We start from the raw sequence: 19,680 nt of genomic DNA, 5'->3' as shown, positions 1-19,680 counted from the left end.
CCGGGATCTCCGGTCGACCGGGCGACGGCCGTCATGTCGGGAACAACCGGATCACCACCTCGGCCCCGAGCAGGGTGAGCGGATCGAGATAGTTGTCCGGCCCGGTACGTGCGCCGAAGTGCAGACACCCGTCCGGAGGCCGGCAGTGCCCAGGCCGCAGATAGCCGATGACGTCTCCGGACGAGACCACGTCACCGGCCGCGACCGTGGGACGTACCGGTTCGTAGGTAGTGCGGATCCCGTCGACGTGATCGATCGAGACCACCGGGCGGTCGACCACCACGCCCGCGAACGCGACCACCCCGTCCGCCGAGGCGAGCACCCGCGAGCCCGCCGGGAGCGCGAGGTCGACGCCGCGGTGTCCTTCACCCCAGACCGCCTCCGGTGGGTCGAATGCCCGCTGCACGGGTACCCGGCCGCCGGTGGGCCACTCGTACCGGGCGCCGTCGGTACCGCCGGCGTCCCGATCCGACCGGGCCGCGGCCCCGTCCGCCCGGCCGGGCCGGGACCACCCGGCCGGAGGGGCGGTGATCACCCCGCCGGCCCGGTCCGCGGCCGGCACAGGGGGGCCGGTCGAGCCCACCACGCCCCGAGCCGGTGCGGCCGCCGCCGGCGCGGCCGCCGCAGACAGCAGCATGAGCAGGAGGACGGCGAGCCGGGCCGGTAGCAGGACGATGCGAGTCATGCCGGCAGGCTGGCCCAGGTGCGGCGTCCGGCGCCGGGACGTGCGGCCGCGCTGTGGACGTGGCGGCGTCGCGGGGCCGTGGTGGGGACACGGCGTCGTCGGCGCGGTGCGTGCCGGGCCACCATCCAACCGCCGAACGTGACGACTGCCGCACCGCTGGGGCGCATCGACCCGCGCCCGCAGCGCCCGGATCGGCTAGCATGGTCCCGCAGCCGAGTCACTCGGCTGACATCGCGTGCCCGCACATCACCGCATCAGTTCGTCCGCACGGACGGACCTCGGTCGGTGAGACGAGAAGCAGCGGTCCCGCGGCCGGTGGACGGCCACGGGTGCAGGCTCGTCGCAGGCACCAGGGCTCGACAGAGCAGACAACCGGAAAACCACGGGCACGGAACGCGGGCGCCAGTCCGGCGGGCCGGGCCCAGCTGCGCGCGGACCACCGCGCGGAAAGGACGTGCCATGGCCGTCGTCACCATGCGCCAGCTCCTCGAGAGCGGCGTGCACTTCGGGCACCAGACCCGCCGTTGGAACCCGAAGATGAAGCGCTTCATCTTCACCGAGCGCAACGGCATCTACATCATCGACCTCCAGCAGTCGCTGACCGACATCGACCGCGCCTACGAGTTCGTCAAGGAGACCGTCGCGCACGGCGGGACGATCCTCTTCGTCGGCACCAAGAAGCAGGCCCAGGAGGTCATCGCCGAGCAGGCTCAGCGCGTGGGCATGCCCTACGTCAACCAGCGCTGGCTCGGCGGGATGCTCACCAACTTCGGCACCGTGCACAAGCGCCTGCAGCGCCTCAAGGAGCTCGAGCAGGTGGACTTCGACGATGTGGCCGCCTCCGGCTACACGAAGAAGGAACTGCTCATGCAGCGCCGCGAGAAGGACAAGCTGGAGCGCACGCTCGGCGGTATCCGCGACATGAACAAGGTGCCGTCCGCGGTGTGGATCGTCGACACCAAGAAGGAGCACCTCGCCGTCGCCGAGGCCCGCAAGCTCAACATCCCGATCGTGGCGATCCTCGACACCAACTGCGACCCGGACGAGGTGGACTACCGCATCCCCGGCAACGACGACGCGATCCGCGCCGTCTCCCTGCTCACCCGCGTCGTCGCCGACGGCGTCGCGGAGGGCTTGGTGACCCGCCACGGCGGCAACGCCGGTGCCGGTACCGAGGAGGAGCCGCTGCCCGAGTGGGAGCGTGAGCTCCTCGAGTCCCAGGGCGAGCAGCAGCAGACCACGAACGCACCGGCCGAGGCCGAGGCCTCCGACGCCACCGCGGAGGCCACCGCGGCCGCCGAGCAGACCGCCGGCGCCACGCACGACGCCTCCGAGGTCGCCGACGCCGCCGAGGCTGCCGAGGAGACCCCGGGCGCCGCGGCCACCACCGCCGACGCCACCGCCGGCCCGGACGCCACCCAGGTCGCCGACAACGCCCCGGCCGCCCAGGACGCCGCGGACGCCGAGCAGCAGTCCTGACCACCCGACGAACATCTGGAGAGGATCGTTCATGGCGAACTACACCGCCGCCGACATCAAGAGCCTGCGTGAGAAGACCGGCGCGGGCATGCTCGACGTCAAGAAGGCTCTCGACGAGGCCGACGGCGACCAGGAGAAGGCCCTGGAGATCATCCGGGTCAAGGGCCTGAAGGGTGTGGCCAAGCGCGAGGGCCGTACCGTGGCCGAGGGCCTCGTGGCCGCCGAGGTGGTCAGCGAGGGCGACGGCGAGACCGGTGTCATCGTCGAGGTGAACTCCGAGACGGACTTCGTGGCGAAGAACCAGACGTTCGTCGACTTCGCGAACAGCGTGCTCGCCGCCGCGGTCTCCTCCGGGGCCACCGACGTCGACGCGCTGCTGGCGACCGAGGTCGACGGCGAGACCGTTCAGCGCAGGCTCGAGGACATCGCCGCCGCCCTCGGCGAGAAGATCCAGGTTCGCCGCCTCGCCCGCGTCAGCGGCGAGAAGGTGTCGCTGTACCTGCACCGGACGGCGAAGGACCTGCCCCCGTCGGTCGGCGTGCTGGTGGCCTCGGACTCCGCCGGCGCCGCGGTGGCCCGGGACGTCGCCATGCACATCGCGGCATACGCCCCGACCTACCGCACCCGGGAGGACGTCCCGGCGGACATCGTCGCGGACGAGCGGCGCATCGCCGAGGAGACCGCCCGCAACGAGGGCAAGCCGGAGCAGGCGCTCCCCAAGATCATCGAGGGGCGCCTGAACGGCTACTTCAAGGAGAACGTCCTCCTGGACCAGGGCTACGCCAAGGAGCCGAAGCGCTCCGTCGGCTCGGTCGTCGAGGAGGCCGGCGGCACGATCACGGACTTCGTCCGGTTCCGCGTCGGCTCCTGACGCGACTTATGGTGGCCCCGGCCCGGCAAGGGTCGGGGCCACCCTCGCACCAGGCCAGCAGCGCCACGTCCAGGAGGTTGAGATGACCGACCGTGCCACCGACCACGGACCCGTTCCCCGCCGGGTCCTCCTCAAGCTCTCCGGCGAGGTGTTCGGCGGCGGAGAGGTCGGCCTCAACCCGGACGTCGTCGGCGACGTCGCCCGCCAGATCGCTGTGGCCGTGGCGGACGGGATCCAGGTCGCGGTGGTCGTGGGCGGCGGGAACTTCTTCCGGGGCGCCGAGCTCTCCCGCCGCGGGATCGACCGGTCCCGCGCCGATTACATGGGCATGCTCGGCACCGTCATGAACGCCCTCGCGCTGCAGGACTTCCTCGAGCAGGCCGACGTGCGCACCCGCGTCCAGACCGCCATCACGATGGGGCAGGTCGCCGAGCCGTACATCCCGCTGCGGGCCATCCGGCACATGGAGAAGGGGCGCGTCGTCGTCTTCGGTGCCGGTGCCGGCATGCCCTTCTTCTCCACCGACACGGTGGCCGCGCAGCGTGCGTTGGAGACCCACTGCCAGGAGGTGCTCGTCGGCAAGAACGGGGTGGACGGCGTCTACACGGCCGACCCGCGGCAGGACCCCACCGCCACGAAGCTCGACCACGTCACCTACGCCGAGGCCCTGCGCGACGGCTTGCGCGTGGTCGATGCCGCCGCGTTCAGCCTCTGCATGGACAACCACCTGACCATGCGCGTCTTCGGCATGGGCCCGGACGGCAACGTCACCCGAGCCCTTCGGGGTGAGAAGATCGGAACGCTCGTGTCCGCCGACCCCCAACCGATCCACAACACCAAGGAGTGACGCCGTGATCGACGACGCCCTGCTCGAGGCCGAGGAGAAGATGGACAAGGCGGTCGAGGTCGCCCGCGAGGAGCTCAGCCACATCCGGTCGGGACGCGCCAACGCGGGCATGTTCTCGGCCATCCTCGTCGACTACTACGGTGCACCCACCCCGCTGCAGCAGCTCGGCTCCATCGCCATCCCCGAGGCCCGTACCGTCCTCATCAGCCCGTACGACCGTGCCGCCAGTGACGGGATCATCAAGGCGCTGCGCGAGTCCGACCTGGGGGTCAACCCCACCGACGACGGCAACGTCATCCGCGTGGTGCTGCCCCAGCTGACCGAGGAGCGCCGACGGGACTACGTCAAGCTCGCCCGCTCCAAGGGCGAGGACGCGCGGATCGCCATCCGCGCCATCCGGCGCAAGGCCAAGGAAGAGCTCGACCGCATCAAGAAGGACGGCGAGGCCGGTGAGGACGAGGTCGAGCGTGCCGAGAAGGAACTCGAGTCGGTGACCAAACGGCACGTCGAGGTCGTCGACCAGGTGCTCGAGGGCAAGGAGAAAGAGCTGCTCGAGGTCTGAGCAGCGCCGCAGGCCCGCGCCGGCGCCAACCGACGGAGCTCTCGATGGACAACCCCACCGACCCCATCACCGGTGCCATCCGCCGGCTGGGGGAGGCCCGCCGACGGGCCACGACCGCGCTGGTCGAGCCGGCCCCGCCGCGGCCGGTGGTGCGCGAACCTGCCACGAGCGGCCGCGCCGGGCGTAACCTCCCCTCGGCCATCGCCGTCGGGCTCGGCCTGCTCGCCGTCGTCGGCCTGAGTCTGTTCATCCGGCGCGAGGCCTTCGTCGTCCTCGCCGTCGCCGCCGTCTGCATGGCCCTGTGGGAGCTCGCCGGGGCAGTGTCCCAACGACACATCCGCATCCCGGTGCTGCCGCTGTGGGTCGGCGCCGTCGGCATCGAGGTCTCGGCCTGGATGGCCGGCGAGGAGGCCATGCTCATGGCCTTCGCCCTCACCTGCGGCGGTGTGTTCGTCTGGCGGATCCTCGACGGCGGCGGTATGGAGGCGGTCCGGGACGCCGCAGCGGGCATCTTCGCCGCCGCCTACGTGCCGTTCCTCGCCGGCTTCGCCATCCTGCTGCTCGCCGCCGATCGCGGCTCCTGGCTGGTTCTGACGGTCCTGCTCGTCGCAGTCGCCAACGACGTCGGCGGCTACGTGGCCGGCGTATTCTTCGGCCGCACACCGATGGCGCCGACGATCAGCCCCAAGAAGTCGTGGGAGGGGGCGGTGGGCTCGCTGCTGCTCACCTGCGGCGTGGCCACCACCGTCCTCGTGCTGATCCTCGGCGCTCCCTGGTGGGGCGGCGTGGCGCTCGGGGTCGCCGCCGTCGCCGCAGCCACCACGGGCGACCTGGCCGAGTCCCTGCTCAAGCGTGACCTCGGCCTGAAGGACATGGGCTCACTCTTGCCGGGCCACGGGGGCCTGATGGACCGCCTCGACTCGATCCTCATCTGCGCCCCGGTGTGCTATGCGGTCTTCCGCCTGGTCCTGTGAGCATGGTCCGGACGGCGTGCCGAGCCGCGGTGGGCCGCGCCGGTGAGAGGATGAGCCACTGTCGGGCCGTGGTGCGCGATACTTCGACGGACGGGAAGGAGCTGGGATGACGGGGATGTTCCCCACGGCGGGCCGCTGGCGCACGGGGTACGACCGCGAGCAGGTCGAGGACTTCTTCACCCGCGCCCGTGCCGCCTACGAGGAGAGCGAACCGCGCGCGGACGGCTCGGAACGCATCGATGAGCACGACGTGCGCGCCGCGGCGTTCGACCTGGTCCGAGACGGATACTCCACCGCCGCGGTCGACGCCGCGCTCGACCGCCTGGAAGCCGCGTTCGTCCAGCGCACCCGGTCCGCGTTCATCGCCGAGCACGGCGAAGCCGCCTGGATGGACCGCACCGCGGATCTCGCCACCACGCTGTACCCCCGTCTGCTCCGCCCGGCCGGCAAGCGGTTCCGCGCGCCCGAGAAGGGCCGCGGGTACGACCGCGAAGCCGTCGACGAGCTCATGGACCGGCTCATCGCCTACTTCGACGAAGGTGGCGAGATGACGTCGGCCGAACTGCGGGCGACGACGTTCCCGTCCGTCCCGGCCCGCCGCGCCTACCACGAGGGCACCGTCGACGCGTACCTCGCCCGCGCCGTCGAGGTCCTCGTCGCCGTCGAGTGACCGGCTCCGACGAGGACGCGCCGGCAACGACCGAACCGGCCGAGCTGGTCATCCTCGGTTCGACCGGTTCCATCGGCACCCAGGCGCTCGACGTCATCAGCGCGCATCCCGGGCGGTACCGGGTCCGCGCTCTCGCCGCCGGCGGTGGTCACGCCGACCTACTCGCCGCGCAGGCAGCCACCCACCGCGCCGACGTCGTGGCTGTCGCCGACCCGGCAGCGGAACCTGCCGTGCGCAGAGCCCTGACGGCCCGCGGCTGGGACGCGCAGATCCTCACCGGCCCGGATGCACAGGCTCAGGTGGCCGGGATGCTGGGACCGGACGGTGTCGTCCTCAACGGCATCACCGGATCGGTCGGCCTGGCGCCCACCCTGGCGGCGCTGCGATCCGGGGCGAGGCTGGCGCTGGCGAACAAGGAGTCCCTGGTCGTCGGTGGGGCCCTGGTCCAACAGGCGCAGCAGCGGCCCGGCCAGGTCGTCCCCGTCGACTCCGAGCACAGCGCCATCGCCCAGGCGCTAACCTCCGGCCGGCACGAGAAGGGCATGACGTCCGCGGTGGTGACCGGGCGCAGCGAGGTGCGGCGGCTCATCCTCACGGCATCCGGAGGACCGTTCCGGGGGCGCAGCTCCGCCGATCTGGCCCGCGTCACGCCCGAGGAGGCGCTGCGCCACCCCAACTTCGCGATGGGCAAGGTCATCACCACCAACTCGGCGACCCTGGTCAACAAGGCCCTCGAGGTGGTCGAGGCCCATCTGCTCTTCGACGTGCCGCTGGCCGACATCGAGACGGTGGTCCATCCGCAGCAGTTCATCCACTCGCTCGTGGAGTTCCACGACGGCTCCACCGTGGCCCAGGCCGGGCCGCCGCGTATGCGGGTGCCGATCGCTCTGGGCCTGTCCTGGCCGCAGCGCCTGCCCGACGTCGACGAGCCGCTCGACTGGACACGGGCCTCGACCTGGGACTTCGCCCCGCTCGACCACGACGCCTTTCCCGCCGTCCGGCTCGCCCAGGAGGCCTGTGCCGCCTCCGCCACCCACATGGCGGTCTACAACGCGGCGAACGAGCAGGCGGTGCACGCCTTCCACGCCGGCAGGATCCCGTTCCCCGGGATCCTCGCGACCGTCGACGAGGTCCTCGCCGGGCACGATGGCGTGGCGGTGCCCGATCTTCCGACGTTGCTCGCCGTCGAGTCCTGGGCGCGCGAGCGCGCCGACGAGGTCATCGCCCGCGCCGGCTGACCCCGCGCCGTACCGACCGGCCGACGTCTTCCGCGCGTCGGGACCACGGAACTCCAGGCCCGGTCAGCGCGTTGCTCACCGAGGCGGGCAAGATGGGACGAGGAGCCCGGACCGACACGAGAGCGGGAGGACGCATGGAATTCGCCGTGGGCGTCCTCATCGTCGCCGCCGGCCTCATCGTCTCGATCGCGTTGCACGAGATCGGGCACCTCGTCCCCGCGAAGAAGTTCGGGGTCAAGGTTCCGCAGTACATGGTCGGCTTCGGGCCCACCCTGTGGTCGAAGACCGTCAACGGCACGGAGTACGGCGTCAAGGCTCTCCCGCTGGGTGGCTTCGTCCGGCTGGTCGGCATGTTCCCGCCGGCACGCGCGGGAGCCCGCGTGCGGACGCGGCGGGACGGGCGGCCCGGCATGGTCGAGGAGGCGCGCGCCGCGGCGCTGGAGGAACTCGGGCCGGGTGAGGAGCACCGCGCCTTCTACCGGCTCAGCGTGCCGAAGAAGATGGTCGTCATGCTCGGCGGGCCGCTGATGAACCTCCTCATCGCGGCGGTGCTGATGGGCGTCGTCGCCGTCGGGCTCGGGATCGGCCAGTACACGACGACGCTCGGATCGGTCCAGCAGTGCGTCCCGGAGGATCCCCAGGCCACCGAATGCACCGAGACCGACCCGGTCGCCCCCGGTGCTCAGGCCGGGCTGCAGCCGGGCGACGAGATCGTCACGTGGGGTGGCACCGACGTCGACTCGTGGGAGGAGATCTCGGCGACGATCGCCTCCGGCGGCACCGGCCCCACCCAGGTCGAGGTGATCCGCGACGGCGAGCACGAGACGCTTACGGTCGCCCCGACCCCGCACGAGCGTCCCGTCGTCGACGACGAGGGCACGCCGGTGCGTTCGGACGATGGCGAGATCGTCACCGAGACGCGGCCGTACGTCGGCATCGGCCCCACGTTCGAACTGGTCCGCCAGCCGGTCACCGCCGTCCCCGGCCTCGTCTGGGACCTGTTCAGCCGCACCGTGCACATCGTGGTGACCTTGCCCGAACGTCTCGTCGACGTCGCCGAGGCCGCCTTCGGGACGGCCGAGCGGGACCCTGGCGTCGTCGGCCTCATCGGTGTGGGTCGGTTCGCGGGCGAGATCGCCTCCATCGAGGGACAGGGCTACGGCCTGGCCGAACGCAGCGCCGACATGATGGGGCTGATCGTCTCGGTGAACATGGCGTTGTTCGTGTTCAACCTCGTCCCGCTGCTGCCGCTCGACGGTGGGCACATCGCCGGCGCGCTGTGGGAGGGGCTGCGTCGCCGACTCGCCATGTGGCGGCATGCAACCGACCCCGGTCCGGTCGACACCGCCAAGCTGCTGCCCGCGACCTACGTGGTCATCGCGTTCATGCTCGGCATGACCGTCCTGCTCGCCTACGCGGACATCGTCCGCCCAGTCTCGCTCTCCGGCTAGCGACTCGACCCGTCCCGTCCTGCCCGGGTCCGCCCGTTCCCGGCCCGCCCTGTGGGGTTCCTCGCCCCGACCACGCCCGCGGGCGGCGTCGTCCTAGACTGGGGGCGTGACCAGCCCTATCTCGCTCGGTATGCCGACCACACGGGAGGCGCCACCGGTCCTGGCGCCGCGTCGACCGACGCGCAAGATCCGCGTCGGTGACGTCGAGGTGGGAGGTGACGCGCCGGTCAGCGTGCAGTCGATGACCACCACCAAGACGCACGACATCAACGCCACGCTGCAGCAGATCGCGGAACTGACGGCGTCCGGATGCGACATCGTCCGGGTCGCCTGCCCCACCGACAAGGACGCCGAAGCGCTGCCGATCATCGCGCAGAAGTCGCAGATCCCGGTCATCGCGGATATCCACTTCCAGCCGAAGTACGTCTTCGCCGCGATCGAGGCCGGCTGCGGCGGGGTCCGCGTCAACCCGGGCAACATCCGCAAGTTCGACGACAAGGTCGGCGAGATCGCCAAGGCCGCCTCCGACGCCGGCGTCTCGTTGCGCATCGGCGTCAACGCCGGGTCCCTCGACAAGCGCCTGCTGGAGAAGCACGGCAAGGCCACCGCGGAGGCCCTGGTCGAGTCCGCGGTGTGGGAGGCGTCGCTGTTCGAGGAGCACGACTTCCACGACTTCAAGATCTCGGTCAAGCACCACGACCCGGTGGTCATGGTCCAGGCTTACGAGATGCTCTCCGAGCGTGGTGACTGGCCACTCCACCTCGGCGTGACCGAGGCCGGGCCCGCGTTCCAGGGCACCATCAAGTCCGCCACCGCTTTCGGAGCCCTGCTGAGCAAGGGCATCGGTGACACGATCCGCGTCTCCCTCTCCGCGCCGCCGGCCGAGGAGGTCAAGGTCGGTACCCAGATCCTGGAGTCGCTCAACCTGCGCCCCCGCAAGCTGGAGATCGTCTCCTGCCCCTCCTGCGGCCGTGCCCAGGTCGATGTCTACGAGCTCGCCGACTCCGTGACCGCCGGTCTTGAGGGGATGACCGTCCCGCTCCGGGTGGCGGTCATGGGGTGCGTCGTCAACGGCCCGGGCGAGGCCCGGGAGGCGGACCTCGGCGTCGCGTCCGGCAACGGCAAGGGCCAGATCTTCGTCAAGGGCGAGGTCATCAAGACCGTCCCCGAGGACCAGATCGTCGAGACTCTCATCGCCGAGGCGAACCGCATCGCCGAGGAAATGGGGATCGACGACGGCGACGCGGCCCCCTCCACCGGCACCTCTCCGGTCGTCACCGTCTCCTGAGAGAGTCCCGTGCCGCTGTGGCGCCGGTCGGCGGCGACGATCCGTACGCTCGACGGCCGTGACCGCGACGCCGCACTCGCCGTCTGCGCCCGTGACCCGGTCGGCTCGGTCGTCGCGGCCGTCCAGGCGGAACGGCTCGGGGAACGCGGGCCGGCCGGCACCGCGATGCTCGGGGTGCTCGGCGCTGAGCGTGACCACCTCGAGGCGCTGTGCTGGGCCGGCGCCAACCTCGTGCCCGTCCAGGTACGCGAACACCACCTCGACGATCTCGCCGAGCATGTGCGACGCCGGGGGCGGCGGTGCTCGTCGATCGTGGGACCCGCCGAGGAGGTCATGCCGCTGTGGCGCCGGCTCGCACCGGTCTGGTCCACGCCGCGTGACGTGCGTGCGGACCAGCCCTCGATGGTCATCGACCACGGCCCGGCCGTGGCACCGGATCCCGCGGTCCGCCTCGCGGTCCCGGACGAGGTCGAGACCGTCGTCCCCGCCTCCGTGGCGATGTTCACCGAAGAGGTCGGCTACGACCCGACCCTCGTCGGCGGCGCCTATGCCGCCCGGGTGTCCGAGCTCGTCGGTTCCGGGCGCACCTACGTCCGGATCGAGGACACCGGCGACGGTCCGGAGGTGATCTTCAAGGCCGACGTCGGTGCCCTGGCGATCGGGGTGGCGCAGATCCAGGGCGTCTGGGTTCATCCGGAGCACCGGGGCCGGGGGCTGGGCGCGACGGGGATGGCGGCGGTCGTCGAGGACGTGCGAGCCCGGCTGGCACCGACCGTCTCGTTGTACGTCAACGGGTACAACGCGGCGGCACTCGCGACCTACCGCAAGGTGGGCTTCCGCCGCGTGGGTACCTACGCCACCGTTCTGTTCTGACTCGGCGGGTGGGCGCGGGATGGCTCTCAGCGCAGCAGCTTGGACATGCGGCGGTCGGCGAGGATCTTGCCCTCGGTCTGACAGGTCGGGCAGTACTGCAGGGACGAGTCCGCGAACGAGACCTCCCGTACGGTGTCCCCGCAGACCGGGCACGTCTCGCCGGTGCGGCCGTGCACCTTCATGCTCCGCCGCTTGGAGTCTTTCAGCTCGGCGGCCGGCTTGCCCGACGCCTGGTCGACGGCGGAGTCGAGAACCTCGCAGATGGCGCGGTGCAGCCGGGCCGTGGCGTCGGCGTCGAAGGAGCGGGTCAGCGCGAAGGGACTCATCCGGGCGGCGTGCAGGATCTCGTCGGAGTAGGCGTTCCCGATGCCGGCGATGACGGACTGGTCCCGCAGCAGCCCTTTGATCTGCTGGTTCTTCGCCGCGAGGAGCTCGGCCAGACCGTCCGGTGTCAGCTCGTGCGGGTCGACGCCCAGTGTGGCGACCGCCGGCACCTCGGACGGCGCGGCGACCACGTGCACCGCGAGTCGCTTGCGTGTCCCTGCCTCCGTGAGGTCGAAGCCGGCCCCGTCGTCGAGACGGACTCGTAGGGCGATCGGGCTCTTCCCCGGCCGCAGCATCGCCTTCGGGACGGTGTCGTACCAGCGCAGCCACCCCGCCTTGGCGAGATGGAAGACGAGGTGGAGACCGTCGTCGTCGGCCTGCGTGGTCAGGTCCAGCCATTTGCCGTGCCGGTCGACGGCGGTGACGGTACGGCCGCTCAGCTCGGTGGGCGCGGGTCGATAGGTCTTGAGCGCGTTGATCGCCCCGACCTCGACAGCGGCCACGGCGCGCCCGACCGCTCGCTCCCGTAGGAACTGAGCGAGTCCTTCCACCTCGGGCATCTCCGGCACGAGTTCATGCTGCCACGGTCAGGGCTGTACGGGCGTAGCCGGCGACCTTGCCGGACCCGCGCGGGTGGCCGAGCCGCGCCCGTGACGGCTCGGGGACGTGTCCTAGAGTTGCCCGCGTGCTCATGACGATGTCCACCCTGTTCGCCCGTACCCTGCGCGAGGACCCGGCCGACGCCGAGGTCGCCAGCCACCGGCTCCTGGTCCGGGGCAGCTACATCCGGCGTGCCGCGCCGGGGATCTACAGCTGGCTGCCGCTCGGCCTGCGCGTGCTCGGCAAGGTCGAGGCGATCGTCCGCGAGGAGATGGACGCCATCGGCGGGCAGGAGGTCCACTTCCCGGCACTGCTGCCCAAGGAACCGTACGAGGCGACCGGTCGCTGGACCGAGTACGGGGACTCCCTGTTCCGGCTCAAGGACCGCAAGGAGGCCGACTACCTCCTCGCCCCGACGCACGAGGAGATGTTCGCCCTCCTCGTCAAGGACCTGTACAGCAGCTACAAGGACCTGCCGCTGGCGCTGTACCAGATCCAGACCAAGTACCGCGACGAGGCACGCCCCCGCGCCGGGCTGCTGCGGGGCCGCGAGTTCATCATGAAGGACGCCTACTCCTTCGACGTCGACGACGCCGGACTCGACGCGAGCTACGCCCGCCAGCGCGCGGCGTACCAGCGCATCTTCGACCGACTCGGATTCGAGTACGTCATCGTCTCCGCACACTCCGGCGCCATGGGTGGGTCCAAGTCGGAGGAGTTCCTCGCCAAGTCCGAGATCGGCGAGGACACCTACGTCGAGTGCGCCGCGTGCGGGTACGCCGCAAACGTCGAGGCCGCCCGCGCGGCTGTCCCGGACCCGGTGCCCTACGACGACGCCCCCGCCGCGCACGTCGAGGACACGCCCGCCACCCCGACCATCGAGTCCCTCGTCGACCACCTCAACGAGCACTTCCCACGCGAGGACCGGCAGTGGCACGCCGGGGACACGCTGAAGAACGTGCTGTTCCGGCTCACCTACCCCGACGGCACCACCGAACCCGTCGCCGTCGCCGTCCCCGGCGACCGCGAGGTGGATCCCAAGCGCATGGAAGCGGCGTTCTACCCGGCGACGTTCACCCCCTTCGCCGACGAGGACTTCGCCGCCCACACCGCGCTCGCCAAGGGCTACATCGGTCCGGGTAGCCTGGGAGAGGACAAGCCCGCCGGTATCCGTTACCTCCTCGACCCGCGCGTGGTCGAGGGCACCCGGTGGGTCACCGGTGCGGATGAGACCGGCAAGCATGTGCTCGACCTCGTCGCCGGCCGCGACTTCACCGGTGACGGCACGCTCGAGGTGGCCGAGGTCTGGCCCGGCGACCCGTGCCCCAACGGCGACGGCGTCCTGCAGACCGCCCGCGGCATCGAGATGGGCCACGTCTTCGCGCTCGGCCGCAAGTACGCCGAGGCCCTCGACCTGCGCGTCCTGGACGAGAACGGCAAGTCGGTCGTGGTCACCATGGGGTCGTACGGCATCGGCATCACCCGCGCCGTGGCTGCGATCGCGGAGGGCAACCACGACGACAAGGGTCTTATCTGGCCGATGAACGTCGCCCCCGCTCATGTGCACGTCATGGCGGCCGGCAAAGGGGAGGAGATCTTCGCCACCGCGGAGCGGGTCGCGCGCGAGCTGGAGGCCGCCGGGGTCGAGGTGCTCTACGACGATCGCGCCAAGGTCAGCGCCGGGGTCAAGTTCGCCGACGCCGAGCTCATCGGTGTCCCGCTCGGCCTCGTGGTCGGCCGCGGGCTGGCCGACGGCGTCGTCGAGGTCCGCAATCGCCGCACCGGCGAGCGCGAGGAGATTGCGCCCGACCTGGCCGTGGCCCGCATCCGCGAGCTGGTCGACGACGGACTCGAGACGGCCTAGCCGGTCACGACTCCGGCGGCAGGCCCGGCAGCGCCGGCAGTGCGGCGCCCCACAGCTCGATGCGGTCCACCGAGTCGGCGGCCGCTGCGAGCAAGCCGGACCGGACGTCGCTCTCCGCCCGGCCCAGGCTGAACAGCCAGTGCTCGGCGAGGAGGGTCTCCGCCCGGACGGCGGCGGCCTGGTTCGCGCTCAGCCCAGCCTCCTCGTCCGGCCCGGGCAACTGGTACGCCTCCAGCCGGGAGTCGGGCGCGCCGAGCCGAATCGCGCCGTCGACGAGGCTCTGCAGCTCGCGGGCGCGGTCCTCGGCGTCCTCACGCGAGCTCCCGGTGGTCCGTGCCGCCACCGTCTCGTAGGCGAATCGCGCCTGGTCGAGCACCTGGACCGTCGGTCCATCCACCCCACGCTGGCGCAGCACCCGCAGCGTCAGGGGCGCCGCCTCCGACTCCGGCGGTTCGGCGTCCGCCACCTCGGCGAGGTCCTGCGCGGCCTCGCCACGCGCGATGGCGACCGATCCCAGCAGCGCGGCGAGATCCGCCGTCGGTGCCGTCGTAGCCGCCTCGCGTGCGTCCGCGGCGCTCGCGGTGAGGAGGTCGAGGACATCCGTGACATCCGGATCCTCGGCCGGGGCGGTCGCCGCCGGTTCCGGCGGTGTGACCCCCTCGGGAGCGCCGTCGGGCCACGCCTGCCAGACGCCGCCGAGTGCCGCGAGCTGCGCCTCGGCGTCGCGCGTGATCCGGGTGAGCACCTCGGAGGCCGGTCCGGCCCCGTCGGTCCGCTCCGTCGTCCCCAGCAGTCGCGCGGTCGCTGCGGCGGCGTCCTGGCGCAGGCTCTCCGCCTCGTCGGGCGTGGGCGCCTGCGGCGGTGGTGTGTCGAGGCGGAGACCGCAACCGCTCAGCGCCAGCACGGTGGTCGCGATCCCCAGCAGGGCGCGGCTGGAGCGGTGCCGGTCGGGGTGGCGCTGGGTGTCGGCGGACATCGACGACGATCCTGCCACGCCGGGCACCCGGCACGGCCGCACGACGTGCGCGAAGCCGCCGCCGGGGTCGGTAGAGTCAGCCCCTGACCACCGAGAAGGAGTGACACACCCATGAGCAGCGCCCGTCCCACCGACCTCACCGACCGCCTGCGTGGCGCCGTCGGCCCGGTCGTCGACGACGCCGGGCTGCTGCTCGAGGACGTCACCGTGGCCACGGCCGGCCGCCGTAAGGTGGTGCGCGTGGTCGTCGACCTGCCGGACGGTCCCGGCGGAGTCGACTCCGACCGTCTCGGCGACGTCTCCCGCGCGATCTCGGCGGTTCTCGACGACGTCGACCTCGTCGAAGGGGCCTACACCCTCGAGGTGTCGACACCGGGTGCGGACCGGCCGCTGCGTGAGCCGCGTCACTTCCGTCGTGCCGTCGGGCACCTGCTCAAGGTCACGACCGTGGACGGGCGCGGGCTGACCGGCCGGCTGCGCGAGGCCGGCGAGACCGGGGTGGTCCTGGACGTCGGCGGCGCCACCGAGGAAGTGGGCTACGACCGGCTCGCGAAGGCGAACGTGGAGCCCGAGCTGAACCGACCCGAGGGGGCCTGAGGAGCCATGGACATTGACATGACGGCCCTCCGCCTCATCGAGAGCGAGCGGGGCATCAGCCTGGACGTCCTCGTCCACGCCATTGAGGACGCTTTGCTCCTCGCCTACCAGCGCACGCCCGGCGCGGTGGAGAAGGCTCGCGTCGAGCTCGACCGCCGCACCGGCCGCGTCACGGTCTACGCCGCCGAGGTGGACGAGGAGGGCAACGAGGTCGGCGAGTTCGACGACACCCCGTCCGGGTTCGGACGGATCGCGACGGCCACCGCCCGCTCGGTCATCGTCCAGCGCCTGCGGGACGCCGAGGACGAGCAGGTCATGGGCAACTACCGGGACAAGACCGGCGAGATCATCTCCGGCATCGTCCAGCAGGGTCGCGACCCGCGGGTGGTGCTCGTCGACATCGGTGACCTGGAGGCCGTGCTGCCGCCGCACGAACAGGTGCCCACCGAGCGGTACGCGCACGGCGACCGGCTGCGTGCCTATGTGGTCGAGGTCAGCCGTGGGCCGAAGGGGCCCTCGGTCACCCTGTCCCGGACCCACCCGAACCTCGTCAAGAAGCTGTTCGAGCTCGAGGTGCCCGAGGTCGCGGATGGTACCGTCGAGATCGTCGCGCTGGCGCGTGAGGCCGGCCACCGCACCAAGATGGCCGTCCGCGCGTCCGTGCCCGGCCTGAACGCGAAAGGCTCCTGCATCGGCCCGATGGGACAGCGGGTCCGCGCCGTGATGGCCGAGTTGGCCGGGGAGAAGATCGACATCGTCGATCACTCCGACGACCCCGCGACGTTCGTGGCGAACGCGCTGTCCCCGGCGAAGGTCTCCAGCGTCGAGATCCTCGACCTGGAAGGCAAGGCCGCGCGCGTCGTCGTCCCGGACTTCCAGCTGTCCCTGGCCATCGGCAAGGAGGGGCAGAACGCACGCCTCGCCGCGCGGCTGACCGGGTGGCGCATCGACATCCACGCCGACACCGAGGGACCCGACGACGCGCCGCACACGGCCAGCGCGTCCGACGTCACAGGGGTGCGCACCGAGCCGGGGGAACACACCGCCGGCGCGCAGGGGTAGAGTGGTCGCTGGGCACGCGCCCGGAATCCATGATCTCACGCAGCGACACAACCACGCCCACCGGGCCGGTGAGGACCTGCGCAGGGTGCCGGACACGTGCTCCGAGGGCCGCCTTGGTCCGCCTGGTGCTGGACGCCACCGCCACTCGTGCGGTGGTCGATCCCGGCCGGTGCGCTCCGGGGCGGGGTGCCTGGCTCCACCCGAGCCGGGACTGCCTGAACCTCGCCTTGCGTCGTCGCACGATCGGCCGGGCCCTGCGGGCTCGGGGCCCGATCGGGACCGAGGACGTCGAGGAATGGTTCACTCAGCACATCTGACGGACGCCCGTCCGCCGGATTGTCATCGACGAAGAAAGCGGGTTGGAAGCCGATGGGCACCCGATGAGTACCCAGCGATGAGCTGCCAGCACTAGCACGGCCTGTCCTGTCTCGGGATGGGCCGAGACAGGAGAGTTGTGGCAAAGGTCCGCGTCCACGAGCTCGCGAAGGAGCTCGGCGTCGACAGCAAGACAGTGCTTGCCACCCTGCGGGAGCAGGGCGAGTTCGTGAAGTCGGCGTCGTCGACCATTGAAGCCCCCGTCATCCGGCGGCTGCGGGAGAAGTTCCCCGCGCAGCCGGCCGAGGACGGCCAGAAGAACGACCAGAAGAAGGAAGCGCCGAAGAAGCCTGCCCCGCGCAAGCCGGGCCCGAAGCCGTCCGCACCGGCACCTGAGGCCCCCGCCGGCGAGCAGCAGGCTGAGGCGACCGCCGCCCCGGCCGAGGCGGCGCCGGCTGACCCTGCGCCGGCCGAGCGTCAGCCCGAGTCGCCGGACCAGGACGGGGCCGCGGCGCAGCCGGCTGCCCCCGAGCAGCCGGCAGCCGACGCTGCGGGTCAGGACGGCGCCGAGGCCCCCGCCGCCTCGGCGAAGCCGGCCCCGAAGCCCGGACCCAAGCCGGGTCCCAAGGCCCCGAAGCCCGGCGCTCCGCGTCCGGGCAACAACCCCTACGCCACGTCGCAGGGCATGCCGCGGCCCGGTGGCTCCGGCGGGCGCTCCGGTGGCAAGCCGGGCGCTCCGCGTCCGGGGAACAACCCCTACGCCACGTCGCAGGGCATGCCGCGGCCTGGTGGCTCCGGTGGGGCGGGTACCCGTCCCGGCGGCGGCCAGCGCGGCGGCCAGTCCGCCGGCCCGCGGCCCGGACCCAAGCCGGGGGGTCAGCGTCCCAGCCCGAACATGATGCCCGGCCAGAGCGCCGTCGGCCGCCCAGGTGCCGCGCCCTCCCGCGGTGACCGGCGCGGCCGGCCCGGCGGTGGCGGTCCCGGTGGCGGCGGTGGCTTCGGCGGAGGCCGTCCCGGCGGCGGTCCGCCGCGTGGCGGCCGCGGGGGACGCGGTGGCACCCAGGGCGCCTTCGGGCGGCCCGGCGGCCGTCCGACCCGTGGCCGGAAGTCGAAGCGGGCGAAGCGGCAGGAGTTCGAGCAGCAGTCCGCGCCGTCGATCGGCGGCGTCCAGGTCCCGCGTGGCGACGGCAGCACCGAGGTGCGCATCCGTGCCGGCGCCTCGTTGGCGGACTTCGCCGAGCGGATCGACGCCAACCCGGCCTCGCTGGTCACCGTGCTGTTCCACCTCGGTGAGATGGCGACGGCGACCCAGTCCCTGGACGAGGAGACCTTCCAGGCGCTCGGGGCCGAACTCGGCTACGTCGTCAAGATCGTCTCGCCCGAGGACGAGGACCGCGAGCTGCTGGAGAGCTTCGACATCGACCTTGCCGCCGAGGAGGCGGGCGAGTCCGACGAGGACCTCGAGGCACGGTCGCCGGTGGTGACCGTCATGGGTCACGTCGACCACGGTAAGACCAAGCTGCTCGACGCGATCCGCTCCACGGACGTGGTCGCAGGCGAGCACGGCGGCATCACCCAGCACATCGGCGCCTACCAGGTCACCACCGAGCACGAGGGCGACGAGCGCGCCGTCACCTTCATCGACACCCCAGGCCACGAGGCGTTCACCGCCATGCGTGCCCGTGGTGCCGACGTCACGGACATCGCGATCCTCGTGGTGGCCGCGGACGACGGCGTCATGCCGCAGACGGTGGAGGCGATCAACCACGCCCAGGCGGCCAATGTGCCGATTGTCGTGGCGGTCAACAAGGTGGACGTCGACGGGGCGAACCCGGCGAAGGTGCGCCAGCAGCTGACCGAGTACAACCTCGTGGCCGAGGAGTACGGCGGCGAGACTATGTTCGTCGACGTCTCCGCGCTCCAGCGCATGGGCATCGACGACCTCCTCGAGGCCGTCCTGCTCACCGCGGACGCGGCCCTGGACCTCAAGGCGAACCCCGACAAGGACGCCCGCGGCGTTGCGATCGAGGCGAACCTCGACAAGGGGCGCGGCGCCGTCGCGACGGTGCTGGTCCAGTCCGGCACGCTGCGCGTCGGCGACGCGATCGTCGCCGGCACCGCTCACGGCCGCGTGCGCGCCATGTTCGACGAGCACGGCGAGACGGTGCAGGAGGCCGGGCCGGCCCGTCCGGTCCAGGTGCTCGGCCTGCAGTCGGTGCCGCGAGCCGGTGACAACTTCCTCGTCGCGCCCGACGACCGCACCGCCCGGCAGATCGCCGACAAGCGGGAGGCCGCCGAGCGTGCCGCCACGCTGGCCAAGCGGCGCAAGCGGGTCAGCCTCGAGGACTTCACCCAGGCTCTGGAAGAGGGCAAGGTCGAGAACCTCAACCTCATCCTCAAGGGCGATGTCTCCGGTGCCGTCGAGGCGCTCGAGGACGCGCTGCTCAAGGTCGACGTGGGCGACGAGGTCGCGCTGCGGATCATCCACCGCGGAGTCGGTGCGATCACGCAGAACGACGTCAACCTCGCCACCGTCGACAACGCGATCATCATCGGCTTCAACGTGCGTCCCGCCGAGCGGGTCGCCGAGATGGCCGACCGCGAGGGTGTCGAGCTCAAGTACTACTCGGTCATCTACGACGCGATCGACGACGTGGAGAGCGCGCTCAAGGGCATGCTCAAGCCGGAGTACGAGGAGGTCCAGCTGGGTTCGGCGGAGATCCGCCAGATCTTCCGCTCCTCCAAGGTCGGCAACATCGCCGGTTCGATCGTGCGGTCCGGGACCATCCGCCGCAATGCCCAGGCCCGCCTGGTGCGCGACGGCGTCGTGGTCGAGGAGAAGCTCACCATCGAGTCGCTGCGCCGCGAGAAGGACGACGTCACCGAGGTCCGCGAGGGCTTCGAGTGCGGTATCGGCCTCGGCAAGGGCATCGACATCGCGGAGGGCGACATGATCGAGACCTTCGAGATGCGGGAGAAGCCCCGCGACTGAGTTGTCACCTTC

Annotated in this window: 18 protein-coding genes; 15 read left to right on the top strand and 3 right to left on the bottom strand. The window is 71.7% G+C overall.

The features are described from left to right. Window positions 1-31: 31 nt before the first annotated feature. Complete coding sequence (locus ACFSE6_RS16170; RefSeq protein WP_388009548.1) at window positions 32-685, bottom strand: M23 family metallopeptidase; 654 nt, start codon at window positions 683-685, stop codon at window positions 32-34. A 459-nt stretch (window positions 686-1,144) separates the two neighbouring features. On the opposite strand from ACFSE6_RS16170, the gene rpsB reads away from it, so the two are divergent. The 10 genes from rpsB (at window position 1,145) to ACFSE6_RS16120 (ending at window position 10,938) form a co-directional block, all read left to right on the top strand. Beyond that, window positions 1,145-2,164: a 30S ribosomal protein S2 gene (gene rpsB, locus ACFSE6_RS16165; RefSeq protein ID WP_388009545.1), complete on the top strand. Its 1,020-nt coding sequence runs from the start codon at window positions 1,145-1,147 to the stop codon at window positions 2,162-2,164. 31 nt (window positions 2,165-2,195) lie between these two features. Continuing rightward, the gene (tsf, locus tag ACFSE6_RS16160; protein ID WP_388009542.1) at window positions 2,196-3,035 is read left to right on the top strand and encodes a translation elongation factor Ts; all 840 of its coding nucleotides are present in this window, start codon (window positions 2,196-2,198) and stop codon (window positions 3,033-3,035) included. Window positions 3,036-3,117: 82 nt separating this feature from the next. Next, the gene (gene pyrH / locus ACFSE6_RS16155; RefSeq protein ID WP_388009539.1) at window positions 3,118-3,882 is read left to right on the top strand and encodes a UMP kinase; all 765 of its coding nucleotides are present in this window, start codon (window positions 3,118-3,120) and stop codon (window positions 3,880-3,882) included. A 4-nt stretch (window positions 3,883-3,886) separates the two neighbouring features. Further along, window positions 3,887-4,444, top strand: coding sequence for a ribosome recycling factor (gene frr / locus ACFSE6_RS16150; protein WP_388009537.1), 558 nt, complete (start codon window positions 3,887-3,889; stop codon window positions 4,442-4,444). Between the two features lie 44 nt (window positions 4,445-4,488). Next, window positions 4,489-5,418 (top strand): phosphatidate cytidylyltransferase, encoded by a 930-nt coding sequence (locus ACFSE6_RS16145; protein ID WP_388009534.1) that lies wholly within the window; start codon window positions 4,489-4,491, stop codon window positions 5,416-5,418. Window positions 5,419-5,524: 106 nt separating this feature from the next. Continuing rightward, entirely contained in the window at window positions 5,525-6,088 is a 564-nt protein-coding gene (locus ACFSE6_RS16140) for a DivIVA domain-containing protein (protein ID WP_388009531.1), read from the top strand. Then, window positions 6,085-7,326 carry a 1-deoxy-D-xylulose-5-phosphate reductoisomerase gene (gene dxr / locus ACFSE6_RS16135; protein ID WP_388009528.1) on the top strand — a complete coding sequence of 414 codons (1,242 nt, stop codon included), beginning with the start codon at window positions 6,085-6,087 and terminating at the stop codon, window positions 7,324-7,326. Before ACFSE6_RS16140 ends, dxr begins: the two co-directional genes overlap by 4 nt. 134 nt (window positions 7,327-7,460) lie before the next feature. Beyond that, entirely contained in the window at window positions 7,461-8,777 is a 1,317-nt protein-coding gene (locus ACFSE6_RS16130; RefSeq protein ID WP_388009525.1) for a M50 family metallopeptidase, read from the top strand. A gap of 130 nt (window positions 8,778-8,907) precedes the next feature. Next, on the top strand, window positions 8,908-10,065 hold the full coding sequence (gene ispG / locus ACFSE6_RS16125; protein WP_388009666.1) for a flavodoxin-dependent (E)-4-hydroxy-3-methylbut-2-enyl-diphosphate synthase: 1,158 nt from the start codon (window positions 8,908-8,910) through the stop codon (window positions 10,063-10,065). 9 nt (window positions 10,066-10,074) lie between these two features. Next, entirely contained in the window at window positions 10,075-10,938 is an 864-nt protein-coding gene (locus ACFSE6_RS16120; RefSeq protein ID WP_388009522.1) for a GNAT family N-acetyltransferase, read from the top strand. Between the two features lie 26 nt (window positions 10,939-10,964). On the opposite strand, the gene ACFSE6_RS16115 is transcribed toward ACFSE6_RS16120, so the two are convergent. Continuing rightward, the gene (locus tag ACFSE6_RS16115) at window positions 10,965-11,831 is read right to left on the bottom strand and encodes an Fpg/Nei family DNA glycosylase (protein WP_388009519.1); all 867 of its coding nucleotides are present in this window, start codon (window positions 11,829-11,831) and stop codon (window positions 10,965-10,967) included. 116 nt (window positions 11,832-11,947) lie between these two features. Here ACFSE6_RS16115 and ACFSE6_RS16110 point away from each other — a divergent pair, with 116 nt between their 5' ends. Then, entirely contained in the window at window positions 11,948-13,726 is a 1,779-nt protein-coding gene (locus ACFSE6_RS16110) for a proline--tRNA ligase (RefSeq protein WP_465254171.1), read from the top strand. Window positions 13,727-13,730: 4 nt separating this feature from the next. Here ACFSE6_RS16110 and ACFSE6_RS16105 read toward each other — a convergent pair whose 3' ends face one another. Then, the gene (locus ACFSE6_RS16105; protein WP_388009516.1) at window positions 13,731-14,702 is read right to left on the bottom strand and encodes a DUF4439 domain-containing protein; all 972 of its coding nucleotides are present in this window, start codon (window positions 14,700-14,702) and stop codon (window positions 13,731-13,733) included. A 111-nt stretch (window positions 14,703-14,813) separates the two neighbouring features. Between ACFSE6_RS16105 and ACFSE6_RS16100 the strand changes: the two genes are divergently transcribed. From ACFSE6_RS16100 to infB, 4 genes are all read left to right on the top strand, one after another. Beyond that, window positions 14,814-15,299, top strand: a complete 486-nt coding sequence (locus tag ACFSE6_RS16100; RefSeq protein ID WP_388009513.1) for a ribosome maturation factor RimP — start codon at window positions 14,814-14,816, stop codon at window positions 15,297-15,299. A gap of 6 nt (window positions 15,300-15,305) precedes the next feature. Then, entirely contained in the window at window positions 15,306-16,361 is a 1,056-nt protein-coding gene (nusA, locus tag ACFSE6_RS16095) for a transcription termination factor NusA (RefSeq protein ID WP_388009510.1), read from the top strand. Between the two features lie 29 nt (window positions 16,362-16,390). Further along, window positions 16,391-16,678, top strand: a complete 288-nt coding sequence (locus tag ACFSE6_RS16090; protein WP_388009507.1) for a YlxR family protein — start codon at window positions 16,391-16,393, stop codon at window positions 16,676-16,678. Between the two features lie 137 nt (window positions 16,679-16,815). Continuing rightward, on the top strand, window positions 16,816-19,668 hold the full coding sequence (infB, locus tag ACFSE6_RS16085; RefSeq protein WP_388009504.1) for a translation initiation factor IF-2: 2,853 nt from the start codon (window positions 16,816-16,818) through the stop codon (window positions 19,666-19,668). Window positions 19,669-19,680: the final 12 nt, after the last annotated feature.

The organism is Georgenia deserti, from assembly GCF_042680605.1.
Lineage (GTDB): Bacteria > Actinomycetota > Actinomycetes > Actinomycetales > Actinomycetaceae > Allobogoriella > Allobogoriella deserti.
This window is presented reverse-complemented; position numbering and strand designations above follow the sequence as displayed.

Coding starts and splice junctions, on each gene's coding strand:
- ispG (WP_388009666.1), top strand. CDS start 8,908: ATGCCGACCACACGGGAGGCGCCACCGGTCCTGGCGCCGCGTCGACCG.
- pyrH (WP_388009539.1), top strand. CDS start 3,118: ATGACCGACCGTGCCACCGACCACGGACCCGTTCCCCGCCGGGTCCTC.
- ACFSE6_RS16140 (WP_388009531.1), top strand. CDS start 5,525: ATGACGGGGATGTTCCCCACGGCGGGCCGCTGGCGCACGGGGTACGAC.
- ACFSE6_RS16105 (WP_388009516.1), bottom strand. CDS start 14,702: ATGTCCGCCGACACCCAGCGCCACCCCGACCGGCACCGCTCCAGCCGC.
- tsf (WP_388009542.1), top strand. CDS start 2,196: ATGGCGAACTACACCGCCGCCGACATCAAGAGCCTGCGTGAGAAGACC.
- rpsB (WP_388009545.1), top strand. CDS start 1,145: ATGGCCGTCGTCACCATGCGCCAGCTCCTCGAGAGCGGCGTGCACTTC.
- ACFSE6_RS16145 (WP_388009534.1), top strand. CDS start 4,489: ATGGACAACCCCACCGACCCCATCACCGGTGCCATCCGCCGGCTGGGG.
- ACFSE6_RS16170 (WP_388009548.1), bottom strand. CDS start 685: ATGACTCGCATCGTCCTGCTACCGGCCCGGCTCGCCGTCCTCCTGCTC.
- ACFSE6_RS16090 (WP_388009507.1), top strand. CDS start 16,391: ATGATCTCACGCAGCGACACAACCACGCCCACCGGGCCGGTGAGGACC.
- ACFSE6_RS16130 (WP_388009525.1), top strand. CDS start 7,461: ATGGAATTCGCCGTGGGCGTCCTCATCGTCGCCGCCGGCCTCATCGTC.
- nusA (WP_388009510.1), top strand. CDS start 15,306: ATGGACATTGACATGACGGCCCTCCGCCTCATCGAGAGCGAGCGGGGC.
- ACFSE6_RS16100 (WP_388009513.1), top strand. CDS start 14,814: ATGAGCAGCGCCCGTCCCACCGACCTCACCGACCGCCTGCGTGGCGCC.